Source organism: Desulfoscipio sp. XC116, assembly GCF_039851975.1.
GTDB lineage: Bacteria > Bacillota > Desulfotomaculia > Desulfotomaculales > Desulfallaceae > Sporotomaculum.
Genome location: NZ_CP156660.1, coordinates 957062 through 978477, shown reverse-complemented (window position 1 = coordinate 978477; position 21416 = coordinate 957062). Strand labels below are relative to the sequence as shown.

Annotated in this window: 22 protein-coding genes and 1 pseudogene; 11 read left to right on the top strand and 12 right to left on the bottom strand. The window is 41.3% G+C overall.

Features of this window, described 5'->3' with window-relative positions; all coding sequences use genetic code 11:
• Positions 1 to 374: 374 nt before the first annotated feature.
• Positions 375 to 1754, bottom strand: coding sequence for an IS4 family transposase (locus ABDB91_RS04535; RefSeq protein WP_347490439.1), 1380 nt, complete (start codon positions 1752 to 1754; stop codon positions 375 to 377).
• Positions 1755 to 2343: 589 nt separating this feature from the next.
• On the opposite strand from ABDB91_RS04535, the gene ABDB91_RS04530 reads away from it, so the two are divergent.
• From ABDB91_RS04530 to ABDB91_RS04515, 4 genes are read left to right on the top strand one after another with little or no spacing between them, the layout of a single operon-like run.
• Positions 2344 to 2586, top strand: coding sequence for a helix-turn-helix transcriptional regulator (locus ABDB91_RS04530; protein WP_347490438.1), 243 nt, complete (start codon positions 2344 to 2346; stop codon positions 2584 to 2586).
• Positions 2587 to 2591: 5 nt separating this feature from the next.
• Positions 2592 to 3590: a DNA cytosine methyltransferase gene (locus ABDB91_RS04525; protein ID WP_347490437.1), complete on the top strand. Its 999-nt coding sequence runs from the start codon at positions 2592 to 2594 to the stop codon at positions 3588 to 3590.
• Positions 3587 to 5665, top strand: a complete 2079-nt coding sequence (locus tag ABDB91_RS04520) for an ATP-binding protein (protein WP_347490436.1) — start codon at positions 3587 to 3589, stop codon at positions 5663 to 5665. The genes ABDB91_RS04525 and ABDB91_RS04520 overlap by 4 nt, the downstream gene beginning before the upstream one ends.
• 10 nt (positions 5666 to 5675) lie before the next feature.
• Positions 5676 to 6095, top strand: coding sequence for a very short patch repair endonuclease (locus tag ABDB91_RS04515; RefSeq protein ID WP_347490435.1), 420 nt, complete (start codon positions 5676 to 5678; stop codon positions 6093 to 6095).
• A 662-nt stretch (positions 6096 to 6757) separates the two neighbouring features.
• On the opposite strand, the gene ABDB91_RS04510 is transcribed toward ABDB91_RS04515, so the two are convergent.
• The 5 genes from ABDB91_RS04510 to ABDB91_RS04490 form a co-directional block, all read right to left on the bottom strand.
• A complete protein-coding gene (locus ABDB91_RS04510; RefSeq protein ID WP_347490434.1) occupies positions 6758 to 7006 on the bottom strand; it encodes a DNA-binding protein in 249 nt (82 codons plus the stop codon).
• A 666-nt stretch (positions 7007 to 7672) separates the two neighbouring features.
• Positions 7673 to 7840 (bottom strand): hypothetical protein, encoded by a 168-nt coding sequence (locus tag ABDB91_RS04505; protein WP_347490433.1) that lies wholly within the window; start codon positions 7838 to 7840, stop codon positions 7673 to 7675.
• A 332-nt stretch (positions 7841 to 8172) separates the two neighbouring features.
• The gene (locus ABDB91_RS04500; RefSeq protein ID WP_347487743.1) at positions 8173 to 8973 is read right to left on the bottom strand and encodes an AAA family ATPase; all 801 of its coding nucleotides are present in this window, start codon (positions 8971 to 8973) and stop codon (positions 8173 to 8175) included.
• A complete protein-coding gene (locus tag ABDB91_RS04495) occupies positions 8966 to 10318 on the bottom strand; it encodes a DDE-type integrase/transposase/recombinase (protein WP_347487742.1) in 1353 nt (450 codons plus the stop codon). The genes ABDB91_RS04500 and ABDB91_RS04495 overlap by 8 nt, the downstream gene beginning before the upstream one ends.
• Before the next feature lie 49 nt (positions 10319 to 10367).
• On the bottom strand, positions 10368 to 10784 hold the full coding sequence (locus ABDB91_RS04490) for a DUF6431 domain-containing protein (RefSeq protein WP_347491526.1): 417 nt from the start codon (positions 10782 to 10784) through the stop codon (positions 10368 to 10370).
• On the opposite strand from ABDB91_RS04490, the gene ABDB91_RS04485 reads away from it, so the two are divergent.
• On the top strand, positions 10713 to 10913 hold the full coding sequence (locus ABDB91_RS04485) for a hypothetical protein (protein WP_347491677.1): 201 nt from the start codon (positions 10713 to 10715) through the stop codon (positions 10911 to 10913). The genes ABDB91_RS04490 and ABDB91_RS04485 overlap by 72 nt on opposite strands.
• Before the next feature lie 634 nt (positions 10914 to 11547).
• On the opposite strand, the gene ABDB91_RS04480 is transcribed toward ABDB91_RS04485, so the two are convergent.
• The 3 genes from ABDB91_RS04480 to ABDB91_RS04470 are packed head-to-tail and all read right to left on the bottom strand — an operon-like array spanning position 11548 to position 13486.
• Entirely contained in the window at positions 11548 to 11982 is a 435-nt protein-coding gene (locus ABDB91_RS04480) for a hypothetical protein (protein ID WP_347490432.1), read from the bottom strand.
• A 1-nt stretch (position 11983) separates the two neighbouring features.
• Positions 11984 to 12868 carry a DUF4367 domain-containing protein gene (locus ABDB91_RS04475; protein ID WP_347490431.1) on the bottom strand — a complete coding sequence of 295 codons (885 nt, stop codon included), beginning with the start codon at positions 12866 to 12868 and terminating at the stop codon, positions 11984 to 11986.
• A gap of 45 nt (positions 12869 to 12913) precedes the next feature.
• Positions 12914 to 13486 (bottom strand): sigma-70 family RNA polymerase sigma factor, encoded by a 573-nt coding sequence (locus ABDB91_RS04470; protein WP_347490430.1) that lies wholly within the window; start codon positions 13484 to 13486, stop codon positions 12914 to 12916.
• Between the two features lie 810 nt (positions 13487 to 14296).
• Here ABDB91_RS04470 and ABDB91_RS04465 point away from each other — a divergent pair.
• Both ABDB91_RS04465 and ABDB91_RS04460 read left to right on the top strand, forming a co-directional pair.
• Positions 14297 to 14983, top strand: coding sequence for a hypothetical protein (locus ABDB91_RS04465; RefSeq protein ID WP_347490429.1), 687 nt, complete (start codon positions 14297 to 14299; stop codon positions 14981 to 14983).
• Between the two features lie 173 nt (positions 14984 to 15156).
• Complete coding sequence (locus ABDB91_RS04460) at positions 15157 to 16428, top strand: amidase domain-containing protein (protein WP_347490428.1); 1272 nt, start codon at positions 15157 to 15159, stop codon at positions 16426 to 16428.
• Between the two features lie 509 nt (positions 16429 to 16937).
• Here the strand turns inward: ABDB91_RS04460 and ABDB91_RS04455 are convergent.
• The 3 genes and pseudogenes from ABDB91_RS04455 to ABDB91_RS04445 form a co-directional block, all read right to left on the bottom strand.
• Positions 16938 to 17358: pseudogene (locus tag ABDB91_RS04455) on the bottom strand (TraE family protein); the annotation flags it as partial.
• A 226-nt stretch (positions 17359 to 17584) separates the two neighbouring features.
• On the bottom strand, positions 17585 to 17770 hold the full coding sequence (locus ABDB91_RS04450; RefSeq protein ID WP_347490427.1) for a hypothetical protein: 186 nt from the start codon (positions 17768 to 17770) through the stop codon (positions 17585 to 17587).
• A 179-nt stretch (positions 17771 to 17949) separates the two neighbouring features.
• Positions 17950 to 18156, bottom strand: a complete 207-nt coding sequence (locus ABDB91_RS04445) for a toprim domain-containing protein (RefSeq protein WP_347490426.1) — start codon at positions 18154 to 18156, stop codon at positions 17950 to 17952.
• Between the two features lie 35 nt (positions 18157 to 18191).
• On the opposite strand from ABDB91_RS04445, the gene ABDB91_RS04440 reads away from it, so the two are divergent.
• From ABDB91_RS04440 to ABDB91_RS04425, 4 genes are all read left to right on the top strand, one after another.
• Positions 18192 to 18377: an ATP-binding cassette domain-containing protein gene (locus ABDB91_RS04440; RefSeq protein WP_347490425.1), complete on the top strand. Its 186-nt coding sequence runs from the start codon at positions 18192 to 18194 to the stop codon at positions 18375 to 18377.
• A 426-nt stretch (positions 18378 to 18803) separates the two neighbouring features.
• Positions 18804 to 19397, top strand: a complete 594-nt coding sequence (locus ABDB91_RS04435) for a hypothetical protein (protein ID WP_347490424.1) — start codon at positions 18804 to 18806, stop codon at positions 19395 to 19397.
• Between the two features lie 492 nt (positions 19398 to 19889).
• Positions 19890 to 20249: a hypothetical protein gene (locus ABDB91_RS04430; protein WP_347490423.1), complete on the top strand. Its 360-nt coding sequence runs from the start codon at positions 19890 to 19892 to the stop codon at positions 20247 to 20249.
• A 103-nt stretch (positions 20250 to 20352) separates the two neighbouring features.
• Positions 20353 to 21339 (top strand): copper amine oxidase N-terminal domain-containing protein, encoded by a 987-nt coding sequence (locus ABDB91_RS04425; RefSeq protein WP_347491525.1) that lies wholly within the window; start codon positions 20353 to 20355, stop codon positions 21337 to 21339.
• Positions 21340 to 21416 lie beyond the last annotated feature (77 nt).

The following is a 21416-nucleotide window of genomic DNA, read 5'->3' as shown; positions in this document are numbered from 1 at the left end:
GCTTTTACCTCGGTTTTTACTCATTTTCTTTGTTTCCAATTCAAGGTATCTTGTGGTCATACTTTGACCACAATCTGTCGTCAGAAGTATACGCTATACGTGGTTGTTAGGAAAACTTTAATCAATTCAGTTCTGTCACAATGCTTGAGAATCTATGTAAATAGCGTCTTTAAGCCATATTATGAGTCACCTTATTTTGTGAACATGACACCAATGACATGGATCTTATATTTATATATAAAAGAGAACATAAGCGCAAACCTATGTCCTCTTGTTCATTCCATATTTTATTACTGCTAAACCTGTACTTTTAGCGCTTTCCGGTATTGGGCGTAATGGTCGCTTAATCATAGGTGATCGGTTTACCAAAAACATTAATCAATGGTATTTAGAACCTGGGAATTAACCGGTGTTACCCAAGGCGACAACAGTCTCTCTCTATTGACGTTGGGATCGATACCCTCACCCATGAAGTAAATAATAATCTGGAGAGGATCCTCGTCAATGCCGGCAACCTTAAGTACACGACCCATAATAACCGGCGCAATAGCGTAAAACGACTCAGCCCAACGTAATGGGGTAAAACGGGCGCTTTTCTCGGGAGCCAGAAGCCGCATATGGTTAAGCAACCGGTGACTTACCACCAGGGTCAGCATGGCCACCAGCACCAGTAACTCCACCACGGCGGGCACCCCGCTGGATATTACGTCCAACTGGTAGAGGCTCTTCAGTTCCTTGAAAAGCAGTTCCACACTCCAGCGTGCCCTGTAAAGAAGCGCCACATCTTCCGCCGTAAGCTGCTGAGGGCTGATGTTGGTGAGGTAGAGATGATACTTATTGGTTTCCTTATTCAGCACCCCTACCAGCCGGAAGGTCTCTTTAACTTTAGGTTTTCCATTTTTTGGATGATATATTTCGAACGTCCCGTCTTTCTCGGCCTTCTTGCTCTTAGGTGTACGGCCTTTGAAGGAGACCTCAATCTCGATATCAAGCATTTCCTGCTTCAGTTGGGAGAGTATATCCTTAAGCTTTTTGCCGGCAATATCGATCGTATTATCCCGGTGGGTATGCAGCACCGAAACTATGGTAGGGTTAGCTGATTGCTTAAGCTTGCTTACGAAGTAGCCACCATTGTCTCTAATTCTGCTAAATAGCTCATACTTGAAATATCCGAGATCGAACAGGAGGACGTTGTCTTCCACCCAGGTTCCAATGCGCATGGTTTTGATTTCAGCGGTTTTGCCGGAATAGAGGGCAATGCTCTTTGTATTGCCGGTGATCCCTGTGGCAAGATGTATTTTGAGTTCGGCCTTGCCCCTTGCCCCCGGAAATGTTTTAGCTAATTTATCATGCAGTCTGATGACGGTTCCGTCTGACACTATCAGATCCTTGAACCCTTTTAGCTTATCTGAAACCATAAGACTGTTGTGGCTGGAAAGCTCTGCTATCCCGTGGGCCAGACACTCTTTGAGAAAGGCAATCAATCCATTATTGAAACGGTCATAAAAAGAGGATGGGACGAGTGTTTCAGCTGATGCCGTCTCGTAAGCCCTTCTTAATGAAGCAAGGGTGCGCTGCATACCAACACCGAAGCCAAGCACAACAACCCAGAAAAAGGTGACCGGGTCGATCTTACGGTTACGCTGAACGTAACCGGTTTTAGCGGCTGTATCTCTCAGCCACTCTGGTGGGAACATCTTGTTTAGGATGTTTTCTATCTCGTAAGGATTGATTTTTCCGGGTATTGGAGCCAATGTGAAACCTCCTCGTGAATAGTGTTTGGAGAAGAATTCCACAAAGAAAAGGGTGCATTCCTTCTTGTTATAGAACAATACAACAATTTTCGCTATCTATTTTCCAGGGACAAAATGCTATCGCTTGCTGATACTGGAATATGCGGGACTTAACCGAACACGAATGTGCCGCAAATATATTTCCACTTACTGCTTTCGGTGTTCGGCTTCTTGGGAAGTATGATATGTCTCCCACTTTTGTTTGCGTATTCCTCTCTACAATAGTAAATACATTACACTGTAGCTCTTCCCCCTTTTATGATTGATGCCATGTTTCTTCCTTTTTTTAAAAAATATGCCGCAAGATCAATAACAGGCATCGGCTTACTTTAAGGTAACACAGAGAAGATTTCGCATCTCAATAAGAAAAATAATGCTAATACATCAATTGTTGTTGAATTTGGGGTTATTTTGTTATATTATTGGAAACAACGTTATTAGAAACAACGCTGCTAAAGCCATGTTCATGCTTTGGGAGGTTGATATTTACGGAAGGCCCTGTCGATGCTATACAGCTTTAATTTTTTGCTAATTATAAAGGAGTACTTTAATGGCAGTAAGTTATAAAAGACTTTGGAAGCTGCTAATTGATAGAGATATGAAAAAGGGTGAGCTATGTAAGAAAGCTGGCATCAGCACGGCTTCCATTACAAAAATGGGGAAGAACGGCTATGTAACCACCGAGGTGCTTGATAAAATATGTACAGTTCTTGAGTGTGACATTGAAGAAGTCATGGAAATTGTGCGGGAGCAGAATGAAATATACAAACAAATTGGGAATACAGATAGATGATACGAATGCCAAAACAATATAAAACGGCTCTGAATGATTATAAATTTGTTGATCTTTTTTGTGGTATAGGAGGATTCCATTTAGCATTAAAGTCTTTTGGCGCAAAATGTGTTTTTGCTTCAGATATAGACAACGAAGCCCGAAAAATATACAACGCAAATTTTAGGCTTGATCCTAAAGGCGACATTAAAACTATAAAAAACACGGATATTCCAAAGCATGAAATATTATGTGGCGGTTTTCCATGCCAATCTTTTAGCATTTCAGGAACGCAATCTGGCTTTGACGATGAAAAAACTGGGAAACTGTTTTTTGAGATTGTCCGAATCGCAAAGCACCATAAACCTAAAATAATTTTATTGGAAAATGTAGCGAATTTGGACGCTCACGATGAAGGAAAAACAATAAAAACGATAATAACATCGCTTGAGGACATTGGGTATAATGTATATAAACAGGTATTAAGTGCAACAGATTATAATGTGCCCCAATGCCGAAAACGAATATATATTATTGCATTCCTAAATGATTTAAAGGCTAATAATTTTTCTTTTCCAGAAAAAATTATTTTGAAAAAGAAACTACAGAATATACTCGAAGATTCAAATGCAGAACATATAAAAAACTACATAATTAACAGAGAGTACGCAATTCGTTCTGGATATCAGGCATTAGAAGAAAGTTGTAAAAATCCTTATATTAGAATCGGTGAGATAGGGCTTGGAAGACAAGGCGAACGAATTTATAGCATAAAGGGATGTGCGTCGACTCTTTCATCTACTGGAGGGGGCTTAGGTGGTAGAACCGGAATCTATTTAATCAACGGGAAAATAAGGAAGCTAACACCACGAGAATGTGCCCGATTAATGGGGTTCCCAGACAAGTTTCAAGTTGCAGAAACTGCAAATCAAGCATATCGACAATTTGGCAACAGCGTGGTAGTTGACGTTGTGCAACGAATCATCATTGAAGCAATTAAAGCTCTTGAAGGAGGACCAACATGAGTAAGGCGATAAATTTTACCATGAATTATTACGCCCTCAAAACTTTTGGGAAGCAACAGTATTCCAATGCATGGGCTGCTTTATCAGAGTTGGTTGCCAATGGCTTTGATGCTGGGGCTGCAAATGTCTGCTTATACATAAATATGAGGGACAAGCGTCACTCTACTATTGAAATTATTGATGACGGAATCGGTATGGATGAGAACGATCTTCAAAAGAAATACGCCGTTATTGGACGCAACCGAAGAAACGATAATCCAGATGATAAAGCTGCAGGACGAAAAGGTATAGGCAAATTAGCCGCATTATATCTATCTGATGAATATCAGATTATCTCTAAGAAAAATGGCCAGATTACAGCATGGAGTGTTAACGTTGCAAATAAAGGTGACGAAGATATTCCCAGTCTTGAGGCAATTAGTCTTACCGATGCTTCGCCTACTTGTGCCGATATTTGGGACAGTGAAAAACGAGTTCAAGGAACAATGTTGCGGTTGTTAAATGTTGATTTAACTCGTATTGGAGATAGAGCCATTGACGCATTGAAGCATAGGCTATCGAACTATTTCCTTTTTGATTCATTGGAAAGTTCTTTATATATTTGCATTATTCGAAAAACCGATGATTCTTTAGCTTTTAAAAGAGTAGAAAAACAAATAGCGTTCGATAATATGTCACATATTTATTACTCCGATATAAAATCGCTCGATATTCATAAGAAGCAGTTTGAAGTAGAATTTTTTGATAAAGCTAAAGCAAGACAAACTATGCTTGTCGATAGAGTTATTGAAGGGCTTCCCGATGATGTCGCAGGTATTCAACCAGGGAACAGAGTCTCAGTTTCCGGCGTTGGCACCTTTTACGGTCAAACAAAGGCGTATAAATTAGAAGGTTGGATAGGCGTCCATTCTTCAATAGAAACCATTACTGCCTTAAAGAACGATGACAGATTCGTGCGAAATTCTTTTTATAATCCGAATCAAATAAGGGTATATGTTCGTAATAAATTAGCGAACGAAAATATCCTAAGCCGACTTAATTTGACTGGAACGTATGGAAACTATATTGAAGGCGAAGTTTCATTTGATATTCTTGATGACAATGACTTAGAAGATATCGCCACAGCGAACCGTCAGGATTTTTCTATTGTCGATGATCGCGTAAATCTTTTGCTTGAAATCCTCAGAGGTTTATGTCGTCAATTGTTAACACGTAGGCAGGAGCTTGCTGATAAAATTAATGTCCAAAAAAATCAGATCGATATCAAGATTCAATCTAAACAAAAGAGTGGCTTTGCAAAAGAAACACATCGAGATCTACTTTCTGCAGGTATCTCAACAGAAAAGGCTGATGAATTAAGCTATATAATTGCGAATAAATTGCGGGGAGAATACGACTTAAAAACCTCGTATAAGGTATTTATATCTCACGCTTATAAAGATCGAATATTTACTGATTTTATCTCTCATTATCTACAGCATCGTGGGTTTCAATGGGATAAAGATCCAGCGAAAACAGATATTTTTTATTCATCAGATGGAACTGATATTACTAATGCTACTCCTTTGGCTGAAATTATTAAAAAGATGATTATAGATGATAACACCGATATACTCTTTTTAACCTCGCAAAACTTTATGAATAGTGAATATTGCCTTTTTGAAGGAGGTGCCGCTTGGGCAACAAGATCTGTCTTGGAATATAGCTTAATTACCCTTGATTATAATAATATTCCAAAATTCTTGACAAATGGCAAACCTGAATTTTCGTTTAGTACGAGAAGTAGAGATTCTTTTGTTCTTAATGAACAGAGCTACACTAATATAGTTACTATATTGAATCGCTTGATTTCACACCTAAACCGCAATCGGCAACAAAACGGATTGGTTGAAATCGATCTTGTTCCTGAGCCAGAATTTAAGGATTTAGTTCAAAGAAAAGCAGAAGGGAAAGAATTAAAAGATTATATGGATAGTGACGTTTATCAATATTGGCAGACCTATGTTGTCGAACAATTAGAAAAATACTTTGGCACTGAAGATGTTGATAAGGATCATATCCGGAATACGGTTTGAGGGATAAGCTATGCCTGATATATTTGATAAACAAAAACGTTCCGACATAATGAAAAAAGTGAGATCTAAAGGTAATAAATCAACAGAGTTAAAGTTGATTGAAATGTTACGCGCAATGCAAATTACAGGATGGAATCGAAATTATCCTGTGAAAGGGCATCCGGATTTTGTTTTTTTGAGTAAACGTATTGCTATATTTGTTGATGGTTGTTTTTGGCATGGCCATGATTGCAGAAATACCTCTCCAAAACAGAACGAAGATTATTGGAATAGGAAGCGGGAACGAAACATAATTCACGATAAGGAAATAACAGAGTTATTTTCAGGACGAGGCTGGACAGTTATTCGTATTTGGGAATGTGAACTACAGAAGAAAAACAAAGAGATTTTGCTGCTAAAGCTATCCCCTTTACTTCAAAATAATATCTGAACGAGCGAAGTTTAAAAACTAAAATTATTCTTTCTTATTAAATAATAAGAAAGAATATGACATTGCTTATTGATTGCAAAACCGCATTATAATATATTTTCTATGCTCCTTATGGATGATCCGCACCATGTCGAGTGTCGACGACACTGAACATTCCTCATAATAGGAGCAACCGAAAGATTGCTCCTATTATGAGGAGCTTTTTGCCGATAAGCTCCACTCAAAAGCGCATCCCAACAATTTTCAACTCTATTTCGAAGTGGAAGATTTGGACTTTTGGAAGGACCAAATCACAAATACGAATGATAAAGAATACATGTGGGGTCAGCGTGTTATGCGCTTTTACGATTATGACGGATTATCGTTGAGGTGTCAAAGAAGTAGGTAAGCGTCGCAAAGGTTTTTTTGGCACAGGGCCTTAGCATTGAAGTAGCTGCAGAACGCACGATGTTTTCCGTTGAATTTGTAAAAAGCCTAAGTGATTATTTGGCTTTATAAGCACAAAGGTAACCAGAATTTGCGAATGTCAAGAAAAAAGTGATCCAATATAAAGAAAATGCCAAGAAAAATTTGATCCACTTTTTGATGGTTTAACTTCTTTGAAACTTTCAAATATACGAATGCCAAATATCAAGGCTTTGCAGGTGCTTTCCATAGAGGTACTAAACCTGTACTTTTAGCTCTTGCCGGTATTGGGCGTAATGGTCGCTTAATACATACTCGATAACCCATACCTTTGGTATCCTGTAGGCACTACGGATGAAAAAGTACTTTATATGTTTCCCGTGCAAAATCTTTCGTGCTGTGGTCTCCCCAATGCCGCCCAACATGGCTCTGAATTCATCCAGTGTAACGACATCAGGATACGGCTCAAAAAGTTGCTCGTAATATTCTTGATTTTTCACAGTCATCAGCTCCTAAAAATCTTTGTCAATGGTAGGATGACTGTTACAATATCGGATTTTGATTGCCACACGTTCAACGTTCCGACAGCAGACGGTCCGGATATCCCTCCAATATCCCTCCAACGTCCAAAATTCATGTCAAAACCGCTCTTTTGAGAGAGCCTTGGAGTGACATGGGTTTCCGGGTTTTAAGTGCCGCAAACCCGCATTATACAAGGTTTTTTGGGGTCTAAGGATTCCGGTAGAGTACGTTACATTCCCGATGCTTCCGGTAATGTGAAGGGTCTCAAAAACCGTTGGATAACCTCCATGCCGGTTCGACTCCGGCCATCGGCACCAGAAACAATCGCTCTTGAACCGTGATATAAGCGGATTCGAGGGCTTTTTTCTTTTCTGGCGACACCTTCTGTTAGCCATCCCACATACCCGTCACATGACACGTTTTAGCGCATATTGGCGGATGCTCTCATCGCCCTTTCTACTGGCATTTCGCCCGCTTTGTAAGGATGTCAGGAGGGATATATGCCGATGATGGCGTTGGCCGAAGCGACCTTGGAGCTGAGGTCCAGGCGCTTCCAACGCTTCACCTATCAACGCGTCCTTGACCTCGACATCGTAGCCCATTACCTGGAACAAGTAATAATCAGTCGCATATTCATCCATAGCATAAAGCTAGTTCAACTCCTTCTCTGATAGCTCGGAAAAGGTCACTTCGTACCGCCAGCGCCGGGCAAGTGCTTTGCGGTAATTGCTGGCTTCGCCTTTCAGGACTTTCCCGCAAAAGCTGTCAAACTGATGCTGGACAGTTTTTCCCTTGTTATTGGAAGAAGATCGCTCCATAGAGTTCACCTCCTTCCTGTTCCAAATGGAGGGAGTTAGTTAAATTTGTCCCTATTTCCCTTTCACTCTTTATCCCAACTGGCAAAGGTTGTTTGTTGCGTTTTTTCAATGACACTTGGCAAAAGGGCACAAAAAAGCCCGACTGAACAATATCCAATCGGGCAGAAAAGTTTAGACGTCTTATTATGTAATGTGTGCAGATACCTTGTTGGACGCAATAAGGCCCTCTACGAATTAAGCTGTTACTGACGATCTGTAACGTCCAGCAATAGACGGTGTTAGTTGTCCGTGAATTGACGGACTTAGTGCCCACCGGCCCGGGGAAGGGAGAATTATAACAATTCTCCCTGGATAACCAACTTCACCATGTGATCATCAATAATCCGACGACCGTTTTGAGCTCCATAGAGCAAGCAATGGGTGCAGACTTTGTTAACAAGCCTGACTGCACCGCTGGAATACCGGAACACCTGATCAACCGCATTATCTGAAAAGATATCGTGTTCGGCGCCGGCATAAGCCAGGTGCCGATTAATATATTCCCCGACTTGGGAACGGTCCAGGTGCGGCAGTTTACACTGCAGGTCGATCCGTTGGCGGATGGCGGCGTACGCTTGAAGCTGGAACTTATCCCACAGTTCGCTCTGACCCACCAAGATCAGGGCCATAGGACTTTGGGCATCCATTTTAAAGTTCAACAAGAATCGTACCTCTTCCAGCATTTCTTTGTCCAAAAGATGCGCTTCGTCTACGATAACAACCGGCTGCAGTTGCTGAATACCGCGCATGAGTTCGACTTCCCGGTGCAACTGGCGCTTGGCGTCGCCGCGATAAAACTTGGCTTCACAGCCTAGCTGTTCCAATAGGCCCTTGTAGAAATGCCGGGGGGTAAGTTTGGAGTCCGCCAGATACATCACCATGAACATGGCCGGATTTAAAGAGGCCTTGAACAGGCGGATGGTGGTTGTTTTACCGGTACCGCAGTCACCGGTAACCACGGCGAAAAGTTGCCTACGGGCGGCATATTCCAATCGGCCCAGTGTCTCATCTAGCATCAGCGATTGGTACAACTGATCCGTTGGGATGTCCCGGGAGAACGGTGTTTTAGACAGGCCGTAGAAGGATTCAAACATGACTGTTATCCTCCTTGTTCACGGCTCTAAAAGAAATGGCTGGAGCCTGCTGCTCTTTACGCTGCTGGTTTTTCAGGGCGGCTGCAGCCAGGAGTCGCGACGATTCGGCGGGCTTGGGCTGCAGGTGTTCCGGCAGCGGGGGGCGTTTCCCGGCTCGCTGGCCGATTACTAACTGCCTAGCTGTCCAGGGTGCGTGCCCTTCATATTCAATAGTCAGTTCAGTGATGTTAGCGGGGTCGTAGATGACTTGCACTTTACACCCGATAAACGGCAGCCCGACTTCGTACTTATTGCCGTTAAAGCTGATGCAGCCAGCCTTGTCCACTTTCCGTTTTTCACAGTGCAAAAAGGCGTTAGCGATGGTTTGTGGATCCAAATACCTTAGTGCCTTGTTGTCACTGCGGTAGGCAGCATGCGGGCTGGCGCTACCATCTAGCCCGGAATGCGGCTTGTTGTGGTAGCACTCCTCCAGCCAGACCCAAAACAGCTCATTTAACTTGTCCAGCGATTGTGGTTTTTCCAGTTTGGCCTCGCCTAAGAAGGCGTCCACCACCCGGTTAAACCTTTCTACTTTACCGGTTGCCTCCGGAGAGTACGGTTTTGCAAATACTAGCCGGGTGCCTAATTTGCTGCAGGTGCGATGCATCCATTTAGTGCGATACTGGCTACCGTTGTCGAAATATACCGCTTCGGGAACTCCGTATTTGTGAATCGCTTTACGGAAGCAATCTTCTACAATGACCTGATCCAGCGTCGGGTAGAACTCGCCGTGCAGCACAAAGCGGGTGGCATCGTCGATGAAGGTGACCAGGTAGACCTGCTTTTTAGCGCCATCCTTGCCGATTGGCAGGTAGGGGCCGTATTTGATGTCGGAATGTACGAGCTGGTTGCGGTGCTTCTTTTGGAATCGCCGAGCCGCCACGCCGCTGTCGGAGTACATGCGCATCTGTCTTGTGCTGTAGCCTTTCTCGGCCAACTTCTCCTGCAGGGTGCTGCGTTTAATCCGCCCTTCCTGGATCAGCCCTTCCCATTCCATAATCTGAATGATCTGAGCGATGCTGCGACCGGGCACCTCACGACGCAACAGGATGGCCTGAGTTAGGATATTTGATGGTATAGCTTCTTCGGTTTGCCGGCCTTTGCCTTTAGGTTTTAGTCCCCTAAAGCCGACTGCCCGGTACTGGGCCAGGTATCTGCGCAGCGTACGCTCGGATAGTCCGGTCTGCTGGCAGATATCTTTCTTAATTTCCCTGATTTTGGCCGCATCAAGCCCGTCCGCTAGCAGCGGGGATAGTAGTTGCATCCGCTGAGCGGCAATCTCTTCGGCCTTTTGTTGGTCTTTCATGCTAAAACCCCCTAATTTTTAGGCTTAGCATGAGTTTATATCCTGACCGTCAGGACGGGAATGCAGAACGGGTATGTACCCAACAATTTGTGTTTGCCACTGATCGGACAACTCTGGCCAGCCAGCCGGTGGCGTTGCCAACATAGTCCCAAATCCTTGTGAGCGCAGACTGGGAAAGACAGGACGATTCTTTCACAGATTGGTTACCGAGTAAGGTAGCGATGGAGGCCAGGCAACCCAGGAAGTGATAATACATTTCACTAAACCAACTGCGCCAACGGCCTAATGTGGATTCGTCAGCGGTGACGGTCAGTGCGGTGTCTCCGGCTATGACCGCCTCAATGCTTTTTCTGCTGTGGCGTTTGTACGGGACGAGTATATCCGGAAGTTCGTGATGGATCCGACGGCAGTGTTCACAACGGAGCCGGCGAATGATGAGCACGATCTGATCGCCAAGGCCATTTATGTACTTGCGTTGCCGGCTGCCGATGACATCCAGTGGCCCGTTACAACAGGGACAGGGAATCTGCTCCGCGCTCTTTACAAAAAACACTTTTTTCAAGGTTTTCAATTAGCTCATATTCTGTTAAAATGACCATACGTGGTGGCGCCCCTGGTATTGCTGTTGCTGCAGCAGTACACCAAAAAAAGGGGCGTCTTTCCTTTCTTCATGATATGGTCATTATATATGGCAACTTCTGGACAGGCAACACCATCAGCTTTCGGGCATTACAGGGCGGCAGGAACATTAAGCTTTTTTTAAATAGTCAAATGTCATCAAATAATGTCGGGAAAAAACAAGCAACACGGCGGCAACCTCCTAATGCCACCGTGTCCTTTTAAAGAAGAGTACCTTAATAAACCCTCCGCAATCCTATCTTTTAAAAAAGAAAACGGCGGCTTTGATTCTTTATTCAAACCGCTGAAACAGATCAACCTTATGCCGGGCGTGAGTACTACTGTAAAAATACGCATCAGATAGAGCGGAAACTGACCGTGCCGACGTCTATGTCATCTGGTGGTAAATCGCTGGTTTCAACTACAAAATCACTTGCACCAGCGGCACAAGCGGTGCTGCCCAAGGTAACAAGCAGCACCGCCATCATGGTTAATGCTAAAAAATTTTTGCAATAACTTCATATCTTCGCGTCGCTTTCAGGCTCTACTCTAACTGTGGTTTCACTGCTACCTCTGAGATGCCGTTCCATCTTTTACTGTCCATTCTATACTTAGTTTGCAACTTTAGAAGTAGAAGTAACGATTTTGGTTTCTGAACCTCCATCATTTTCTACATAAAATTCAACATAGCTTCGGTATTCCGTCCCCGCTGTTCCATAATAATAGCAGTCATAAATATATGTACCGGTATTGTAGTCATAGTCGTCGGTTACCAGGGTATCAATGGTCTGCCAGTAACCGCCTATCTTTTTTTGAACTTCCAAGGTTATGATGCCCAGTTTTTCAACGATGGTTGTCGCGCCCAGCTTGTTTTTCAACACAAGGGTTCCGTTTCCTTGCGGAACTATTTGAACACTTGTGGAACGGATGTATTCACTGGCTCTGGGAGATTGAGCGTCATCCTCACTGGCATAAACGGCTAGGGGAGAAGCCAGTATACATAGCATACCGGCCAAAACCATCACAATCATTTTATTTTTCAACATATCACGAACCTCCATTCATGGAATCTATAATCTTTTTCATTTCGTCTGCCGAAACATTGCCGCTTACATTGTATATAACGTTTGAACTGGTCCATATCGCTTGCACCCGATCAATGTTTTGAAAGATGTAATGCGGTATGTTGTTTTTCTCGTAGACCTCAACCATATTATCATCTTTTTCAAAAGACGCATCTGCTGACGCTTGATCAGTATAAATCTCAAAATCAAAAACAATGGTTTTATGGGCACTATTTTCGTAATATAACACAACATTGGTGTTGTCCAGACGGACAAATTTTTCGGCATACTTAAAGTCAAACCCGTCAGGAACCCACTTTGGCAATAACGGTTTTGCAGCCATGTCTTGCAAAATTTCTTCGATATTGCCATAGTTCTTTTTGTCGGCAATATTATGATCATCATCCTGTACATTGGGCTGATTTTGCGCCGATAAATAAAACGTTTCTTTTCCCCAATCAACCACGGTTTGGACCAAATTATAACCTAAGGCACTAGCTACCGTGGAGGACATAAAGAAAACCAGAATCAAACCGGCGGCGCTTTGGGCCACTAACTTTTTTAATCTTTGTTTACGCTGAGCCCGCAGCCAGTTTTCATATTTTTGGTCAACCTTCTGCCGCATGGCCTTCATTTTCTCGGGGTCCAGGTGCTCTTTACGGCCTTCAATCAGATCGATGGCTTTTACACATTCGTCAATTAAATCGGTATCCATGGTTGCCTCATCAGCCGATGACGCTTCATATAAAATGGCACACATTCTATCCTTTACATCCGCATCACGCTCCTTTTCGAAAAGGATCTTCTTGATGATCTCCTTATCGCTATTGGTGTCGGAAGGGATGGATTCCGTTAATCTTTTGTCCATGATATTTCTCCCTTCTATATATGACATTGCACAAGTCATGCAAAATCACATATTTTTTAAAAATTTTTTTTCTTTAAAATGATCATAGACGAAATTTTTGATCTTTTTCTTTAACCGGTAAATCCTCGTCGTTATGGCAGTAGCTGAGACATCGTATTTTTTAGCGAGTTCCAAGATCGACATGTTATTTTTATAATAGTCTCTATATAAATCATATTCATGGGCGTTAAGTTGACTCAATATGTCAGCGCATAGCCTGTCCAAATCCACGCTACTATTAAAAAGCTCTTCCAATTCATAATCAAATTTCATTAAATTATTGGCCATATTTTCATCCATCATTACTTCATGTTTCTTTTTTACATACATGCTTCGATAGGAACGATTGATCAAATTTCGCGCCGTGGTATACAACCAGCCTTCTACGTTAGGATGTTTCAGTAAATGTGAGATTTGTTTGCGGGCTTCCAGAAAGGTATTTTGAGTGCAATCTTCTACAAAATCCATAAATTGCTCCTGGCCTTTGACCAGCCTTTGACAATAAAAATAGATCTGCTCGAAGTATTGATTGCACAAATGCTCATAAAAAGCTTCGGCATTTTTATCATTCCCTCCCACCAACAACCCTCCTCGCAATAACAATTTGTAGAAAGCAAATAATTACAAAAAAGAAATGCTTTTCAAGTTTATTATATCGTGAATTACTGAATAAAAAAGATTTTTATAAAAAGTTAGCACGTGAAAACCCTTCGAAAAATTCTGCTCAACATAAGTGGGGATATGCTTCCAGCATTTTTGCCCAAGAGTTCCCCCAAGCAAAGATATTTTCGTCAGAGCTTAGAATATTGGCGTGTGAAAAAAACCTTTAAAAAAAATTTTTAAACAGAGGTGTGATTTTAGCAATGAAATGCAATGTAATAGGTAGAGGAAAATTTTATGTTTTGTTTTTTAAAATTTTCCTGTCGCTGATAACGTATTTTTTTATCTGCACCACTCAATTTTCTCACAATGCAAAATAATTTTAATTCCTTAAAGGCAGGTGCTGTCCAAAATTAAAAATATTATTCATTAGACCTTTTAAACGCAAACCTAAATCCTGTTTGTAGGAAAATGGTCAATGGAAACCAGCTAAGGCCCGTTGTAATAAAAACATTATCGGCGGCACTTATATTAAAATGTGCCAGGGAGCCGATGTGGCGATCTTACAAGAGAAGATATTGAAGAGTTAAAGAAGATATTGAAGAAAGGATGAAATATATTAATGTGCGCTTTCGTATGATTTTGCAACATGGTGACTAATTTGAGATATTCAAAGTGCGCATTAAATATAAATTTTGCGACTTTTATATTTTGGGAAATTTTTTCAAAACGTATTGGTGTAGGCTTAAATTAATCTACTGGATGTAAGTAAATTGAGGGAGAACTACAATGGAAAAATTGTTTCAAACTTCCGACAAAAAGTACTTGCAAAAAACAACTTGGATAGCAGCTTGTTTTATCTTCATGCTTGTTATAACTGCCTGTTCTCTATCCGGTAGACAAGAGAATAAAATTGACCCTCCCTTAAAATATCCCGATGACAATGAAATTAAGACCCTGATCTTACAAAATAGTTTCACCCAGCATACTACAGCAACGGAAAATGATATAAAGGTGTTAAAAATAAAAGAATTCCAAAAAGAACTTTTAGTACTGGTGCTTTTTACACAAGAAGAAAATTATGGGCTTACCTTATTTGAAATTGGAACGGTTGATGACGGATATAAAATAACCAGCGGCACTGAAGGAGAATATTCCATCAGCATGGGTTTTTCCGCTAATATGGTAATTTGCGACAATACATCCATAGTATTTGGGGATTTAAGATCTGATACCTGGGTTCCGGAAACCGACACGCGCAAAAAAACAGGATATACCAATATAAAGGTTATTTTGGATGATGGGAAGACTGTAAGTGAGGATGTATCAGGCGATGCAGGGTATATCATCATTTTAGGTAGCAATAAAGAAATAGACAATATGAATTTTTACAATGAAAGGGGTGAAACAGTAAATATCCTTTCTGATATCGGTGGGATACATAAAGTAAAAAATACTGTCTATCCAAACATATAGAGAAAATTTCATTAAACCAGCCAGCATTTCGGTTGCTAATACTAATGGAACTTCAAAAGATTCTATTCATTCCGTGATAGACCAAAGGGGGTGATTCTATTGATTGTTTATTATTTTGGGTTATAAGTAATGAAAATTAACAATAATCAGTTAACAAGAAAGGATGATGCTAAGTGAAAAACAAAATTCTTCACCTCACACTTGCTATATGTCTTATATTTTTCACTCTTACTGTAACAGCGTATGCAGAACCGTCTGTAAACCAGGCCAACACAGAACAGATCCAGAAAGTAGTTGACAGCTTCTTTCAAAGCTATTTTGATTCCATTGTAAATAAAATTACTATGGATACAAGCGATATTGTGGCAGATACTGATCAGACTTACCTATTTCAGCGATTCATTGACTGGCGTGTTGCCATGGCAAAGGCCTTAGACGTTGGATATAAAAATTATAGCTATAATGTTGCATATAAGGATATATCCACGGCTAATGGGGTTGTAACAGTAAAAGCAAGTCTTGACGCCAATTACGAGTATGAGATCGAAAGTGTTGGAGAAGGAAGTTGTAAAGATATCATCTACGATTTTGAGTTATTGAATACAGAAAATGGATACGTAATTACAAGTATATCTACAGATGATGATATGTATACAGGATTTTTAAAGAATATAAATGTAACTGCCTCCCCCAGATCACCTTTCTCACTTGAGTTAAAATCCTCCCTGGAAACCAGGGTTCGGAATGCCATAAACGATTTGTATAATTTGGCCGAAGAAATGAAAGCTATTGAAGGATCAAGGAACATGTCAGTTGAAGAAGGAACGTCCCCGGAAACAGATGCAATACCGGCTGCAACTTACAGCTACACAGCATCAACCGGAGTTGAATACGCAAATAAATACGTCGAAAATGCTGCCTCCTTCTTTTATAATGCAGGTGTAGATTGTACAAATTTCGTATCTCAGTGTATATGGGCTGCGTATGGAGGATGGAACTCAAGTCAAAGTAACTCGACAATAAAAACGAATATCTCCAATAAAGTAAGAATGGTCAACGGAACTTATAGTGCCGGATGGTTTGCAGGTCCTGGAGGCGGTTCCGGTCCATGGGAAAGCGTGAATAGCTTATGGAGTTTCGCTACTGGCAGTCCTTCAAAAGGTCCAAAAGCTACAGGGTCCAATAATGGGTCGTTGTATACTGGGGTGTCTCCTTCTTCTATTGCAAAAGGAAACGTTTTGCAGTTTGGCAATAATAGTTCCACGAACTATGGGCATTCTGTATATGTAATTACAGTACCTTCATCGCCTACCTATAGTAAAATTAAAATCGCTCAACATACAAGTAATGCAATAAGAACGCTTTCGGAAGTAATTTCTACTAATGGTGCGGGTAAGTGTTACATGCGAAAAATGTCATTTTCCTCAGCGACCTTTGATTCATAAAAAGGATTGGGGCTTGTAAACCAAATTTCTGGCTTGCAAGCCCCCTGATTTGCGCTATATTGTATCCATTCCCCAACACTGAGAGCTAAGTGGATAGGTCATGATAGATGTTAAACATGATTTACCAGTGGTTTTTTATTGTTACGAAGAAAACCACCTGCTGAGAGGAAACCGGACCACCTGTTACAACTGCGGAACTCATGCAAAACTTACTGGAAGGTACGGACTGGAGTCAAAAAACGGTTATTACTTTTTTAGGTCGGCTGAGTGGAAAAGATGTGCTAATGGCGATTCGAATTGGTAGAGCCTTTCATTATGAAGCTTGTATAACGAAACAGAAGCAGGACCAGGACGGCCTAGCCTGCGCCCACAAGGACGATCAGTCCCTTGGTCAGCGCGGTGGTAGCTTTGACGGTCAGTTTTGCCATCAGTATGGTAAGTCTGGCGGCGGCTCTTGCCGCCCGCGCCGTTTTAATGTGCCCTTGGTGGTTTCCTTTACCGCTTTCATATTTGGAAATTACATTCTGTCCATAGTAACTGCTGCCGCTGTGGGCGATTTCCTGCGCCCGAAAGGGGATGAACACCGCCGTGCTTTCGGTGGTCAGGGTCCGAATGGCGTGGATTTTGCGCAGGCCGTAGGGCAGCGCCGTGTTCAGGCCGCCCATCTGCTGCCAGGTCAGGGGGGAGAACTGGCAGAGATGCTTTCTGGCCGTGGCCGGCAAGGTTTCCGTGTCGCTGTCAAGCTGCCCCTTGCTTGTCCGCCACATGCACCATCGTTAAAACGTCGAACATCATGCGCTGGTCGCGGGTGGTCAAACCGTCCAGAAACTCCTTGCTTTCCCGGCGCTGCTACGCCAGATCGTAAGGCACGACGGCGGAAAAGTTGTTGTTTTCATTTTGCCGCCGCTGCCAGTTGCTGATGTTGGTTTTTTATTGAGAGACACCTTTTTCATGGCCAAAATTTCCTTTGCCTGATTTTACGCTAGATAAAAATAGGGTATTCTTAGTCAACTCGTTATTATTGAGAGACTTTTTTATGGTGCGATCTCGTATAAGATAGCTTTGTTTTCATTTTTCAAAAAGCTCTCTATATCATGGTCTTTAGAACAATAAGAAGTAGAAATGACTTCCTTTACTGTTTCTTCGGAAGTCATTTCTAAAAATGTTTCGAGTGGGATAAGCACTGTTTTAATAATTTCTCACCCCTTGCCATCGCCTCATCGGAAGCAAGTTTCCTGTTTATTGGCTTTGCTTCCTTTGATGACGAAAGCACTTCAACGAGTTTTTCTATTGCTTCCGGTTCCTTTACGACAATGTTCTTGTCAAATGAAACGGTCGCCATAGGAATCACCTCTTTCAATCATCCGACTACTATATAGTATACATCAAATCAGGCAAACATTTTGAGCAAATTTTCCTCTTTACCATTAATTCATTTAAGCTTGCCATATATTATACCCCAATTCTTTACAAATGTGTTTTTATTTTGTTTTCTTCCTTGCTGTTTTTTTGCTATCTTTGCTATCGCTCCGGCCCGTGCCGCCCTCTCAACATCACTTTTAAATAGTCATTATAATCCTTTCCGTGCTTGGGCGGCTCGTCGGAAACGGCGGCGTAGTTGGAGGAAAGAAGGGCCTTGATAGTCTTTGCCGCTAGCCGCCCTGCTGCATCGTTGTCCAAATACAGGACAATTTCAGTTATTTGCGGGTTATCCTTGAGATATTGCATCAAAGCGGCGTATAGGGTGCTTTAGAAAATATTTTATGGGAATGCGTCAGCAACTGGGGATCGCACAAGCCATCATGAAAGATCCAGAGATTCTGATTTTCGACGAACCTATGAATAGATTAGACCATGCCGGTGTGAAGGAAATTCGCGACATATTAAAAGGCCACCCCGCTTTGACCTGGCTTTTCATCTTAAATTGTCAAGTCAAATGCTACGATTGATAAAAAAGACTTCATATTGAATACTTTGCATCCATACGCAAGGTACACTTATTCCATGAGATATGAATTTAGGTAAAGGAGGTAGCGAATGCGGCGACATACAATAAAATCAGGAGGAGTACAATGGACCACAACTCGCTTCAACATGCCTCGTAACATTTTTTCCCTCGAAAACATTGTAAGGTGGGGATGAACGATGCAACCTCCCTCTTCGCTACTATTTGTCGCCTGCAGCAGGCAGCGAAAAGGACCTCTCAAAAAACTACCCTGCTAGGACACGAGGATCTCATCACCAGAATCACTATTGTTCCTGGCCGAGGCCCCCATGGGTGAGGTAAGTAGGAAGTCCTCCGGGGGAGGATAATGTAAAATATAAAGCAAAATATCTATATATAAAGAATATATAAAGAGAAAGGTGTAAATTTTATGAATGAGCCTATCCAAAAATTTAACCTTCCTGTGATATCGATTCTAACTGGGTTTGCTTTTATGATTGGTGGTCTTCTTAAAACACTGGGAATCTTCTTGATATTTTCCGAAAGTTTCTTGCTAAATTTTATAGTTATCTGGTTTGGCTTTTTAGTGGAGGCTGCCATTGGTATGGCCGTTTTGGCTTTCTTACTTCGGAGGCATTATCCTTTCCGCAAATTGTGGTTGGCAGGTACAGGCGCTTTCGCACTGGGTATCCTGTTTCCGGCACTTATACTTAACCAATTCTTTTATGCACTATTAATTTTGCCCGGTTTTTTGGTCGGTTTCTTTTTCAGACAGTTACTCGACGAAAAGACTGAACGAAAAAATTTATTGTTTATGACTACCCTGGGGTTTCTAATATGCCAGATAATGATACTTATCTTTCAACCTGGTAATGACATATGCATTTGGCTCCGTGAACATTTAGGGCCGTTAAGCGACTCGTTTTATATGCACATAGTTATAATAGACGCTATCATCGGTTTTTTTGTTGCCATTGGTGTAGGATTAATGGTGCGTAATGATAAACAAGAACAAAATATATAAAAATATTAATGACCATCCTCGCAAATACGAAACGGTCATTTTTTGTCTCATAGCCTAAAAAGGCTATTTACTTTTCCCGAACAATATCAACTGTCGGCATTGAATCTAAAAATAAAAAAGTGTTAACAATTAGAAATCTTTTTATTGAAGCCATGGTAAGGAATATTCCCAATGCTTTTCTAAAATCTTCTCAGTTTCACTTGTTATGGCACTCTATTTTGCAAGGAATATATCTCCAAATCAGAGATTAACCACAATTTTTTTGAACGTCGTAACCGGTACGGTCGTTGATGGCATTAACGTCTACTAATTCGCAATTGTCCATTTTCCTCCGAAAATGAAAGTATATCCATGGGATATCCGGTAAATCCTTCGGAGGTCCTACTCTCATAGAACACAACCACGCGGTTATCAGAAATATGGATTACATAGCTTTCCATCCACGGGCTGGAAACCCTTGTGATCGGGTGGCAGGTGCCACAATCCGTACGTATGGATAATCAGGTTTACCTTGGTGGGATAGGGGAATTATTAGCAGTTGATCTAGCCACTGGCAAGTTAGAACAGGATATAGCTATCACTAAGGCTCTCCGGTCACTCATAACTACTAGCAAAGTCAAAGAACGCGTCAAAGGACCATTTCTGGGCCTACAGCAAGATATACTCCTTGTAAGCATGTTCGTCAGTAACAAGGAGTATATCCTCGCATTTAAGGATGGGCAAGAATTAGGAAGTCTTATTTTTATGCCTGGTAAAGTAGAAATATGGAATAAGAGTGAAAAAATTATGGAAAAAACATTACCTTGGAAAAATACATTAATAATTTTACCCAAAGGGCATGTCATGACTTAGCTGTAGCTAGAAAAAACTTTAAACAAAAGGACGATTCATTGAGAAGGCTTTTTGGTAAAAGGGCTTGATTTGGGATCTAATGATTATTTAATTAAACCGTTTCATACGAGTTGTCGATGATCTTATAGGGGCAGACGTGGTATTCAATCAAGAAACCAAAACGGCTGAGATAACCTTTTCCGGCCAAGAAGTAAAATTTACGGCTGATTCAAATAAGGTAATAATAAACAATACACCTTCTTCAATGAATACAAAAGTAGTTTATGATGAAAAAATTAACACACTTTTTATACCCGTTTACATTTTGATTAATACTTTTAACTTAAATGCACAATGGAATCCAACTTGGAATCAATTGGATATTAATGATGAGCGAATAATGAAAGGTCAAGAAATTTCAGACCTTGAGGGAAGCAATGTTTGGAGGAACAAAGTCAGCAATGCAAATGCTTTTCGAATGGTGCACTTCGCTTTAAGAAAAATACATGAGGAAGAAATGTTCACCCGTATGCAGTTAGAATTTACGGCTGAAAATATAACGGAATATGATATCCAGGGAGGGGAAGAAGATATTCACTACTGGATAAAACTTAACAATTCATTTATTGCGGAAACGGATACAAGAGATCAAAGGCCAAGACCATATGTAAAAGTAGGAGAGATTACAAAAAGAGGAATACCTTTTGATATAAATAAAGGGGATGCTCTTAATTACGTAATGATTTGGCCAAGAACTGTTTTACCGAATGAATCTCCTAAAATAAACACCAACCTTGCGCCCGAGGATGCTGCGAAGTTAAACGAAATCCTTAATCATTCGGCAAAGTATATTAACGAAGTTGCAAACGGACACCTTTCAGGCGATCCCGACCTTGCGCTTAATGCAAATAAGGTTTGTGTGCAAGAGGATTACGAAACTTTCCAAGAACCCTTTGACATGGAGGAACTGAAGGAACTTGATGAAGCGTTTGAAACCGCAATTTACAACATGGAAGCTGATTGTAGCAAAGACGGGCGAATGATTTACCGGGATAATTACAAGGAAAAACTTCGCCAGGTCTTAAAGACTTTTGAAAAATATACTTCATAAATCACACCGATACTAAGGAGGAATATTTAATGGCTGATGTTAATCCTAAATTAGCAAAAACTAAATCAACGGCGGAA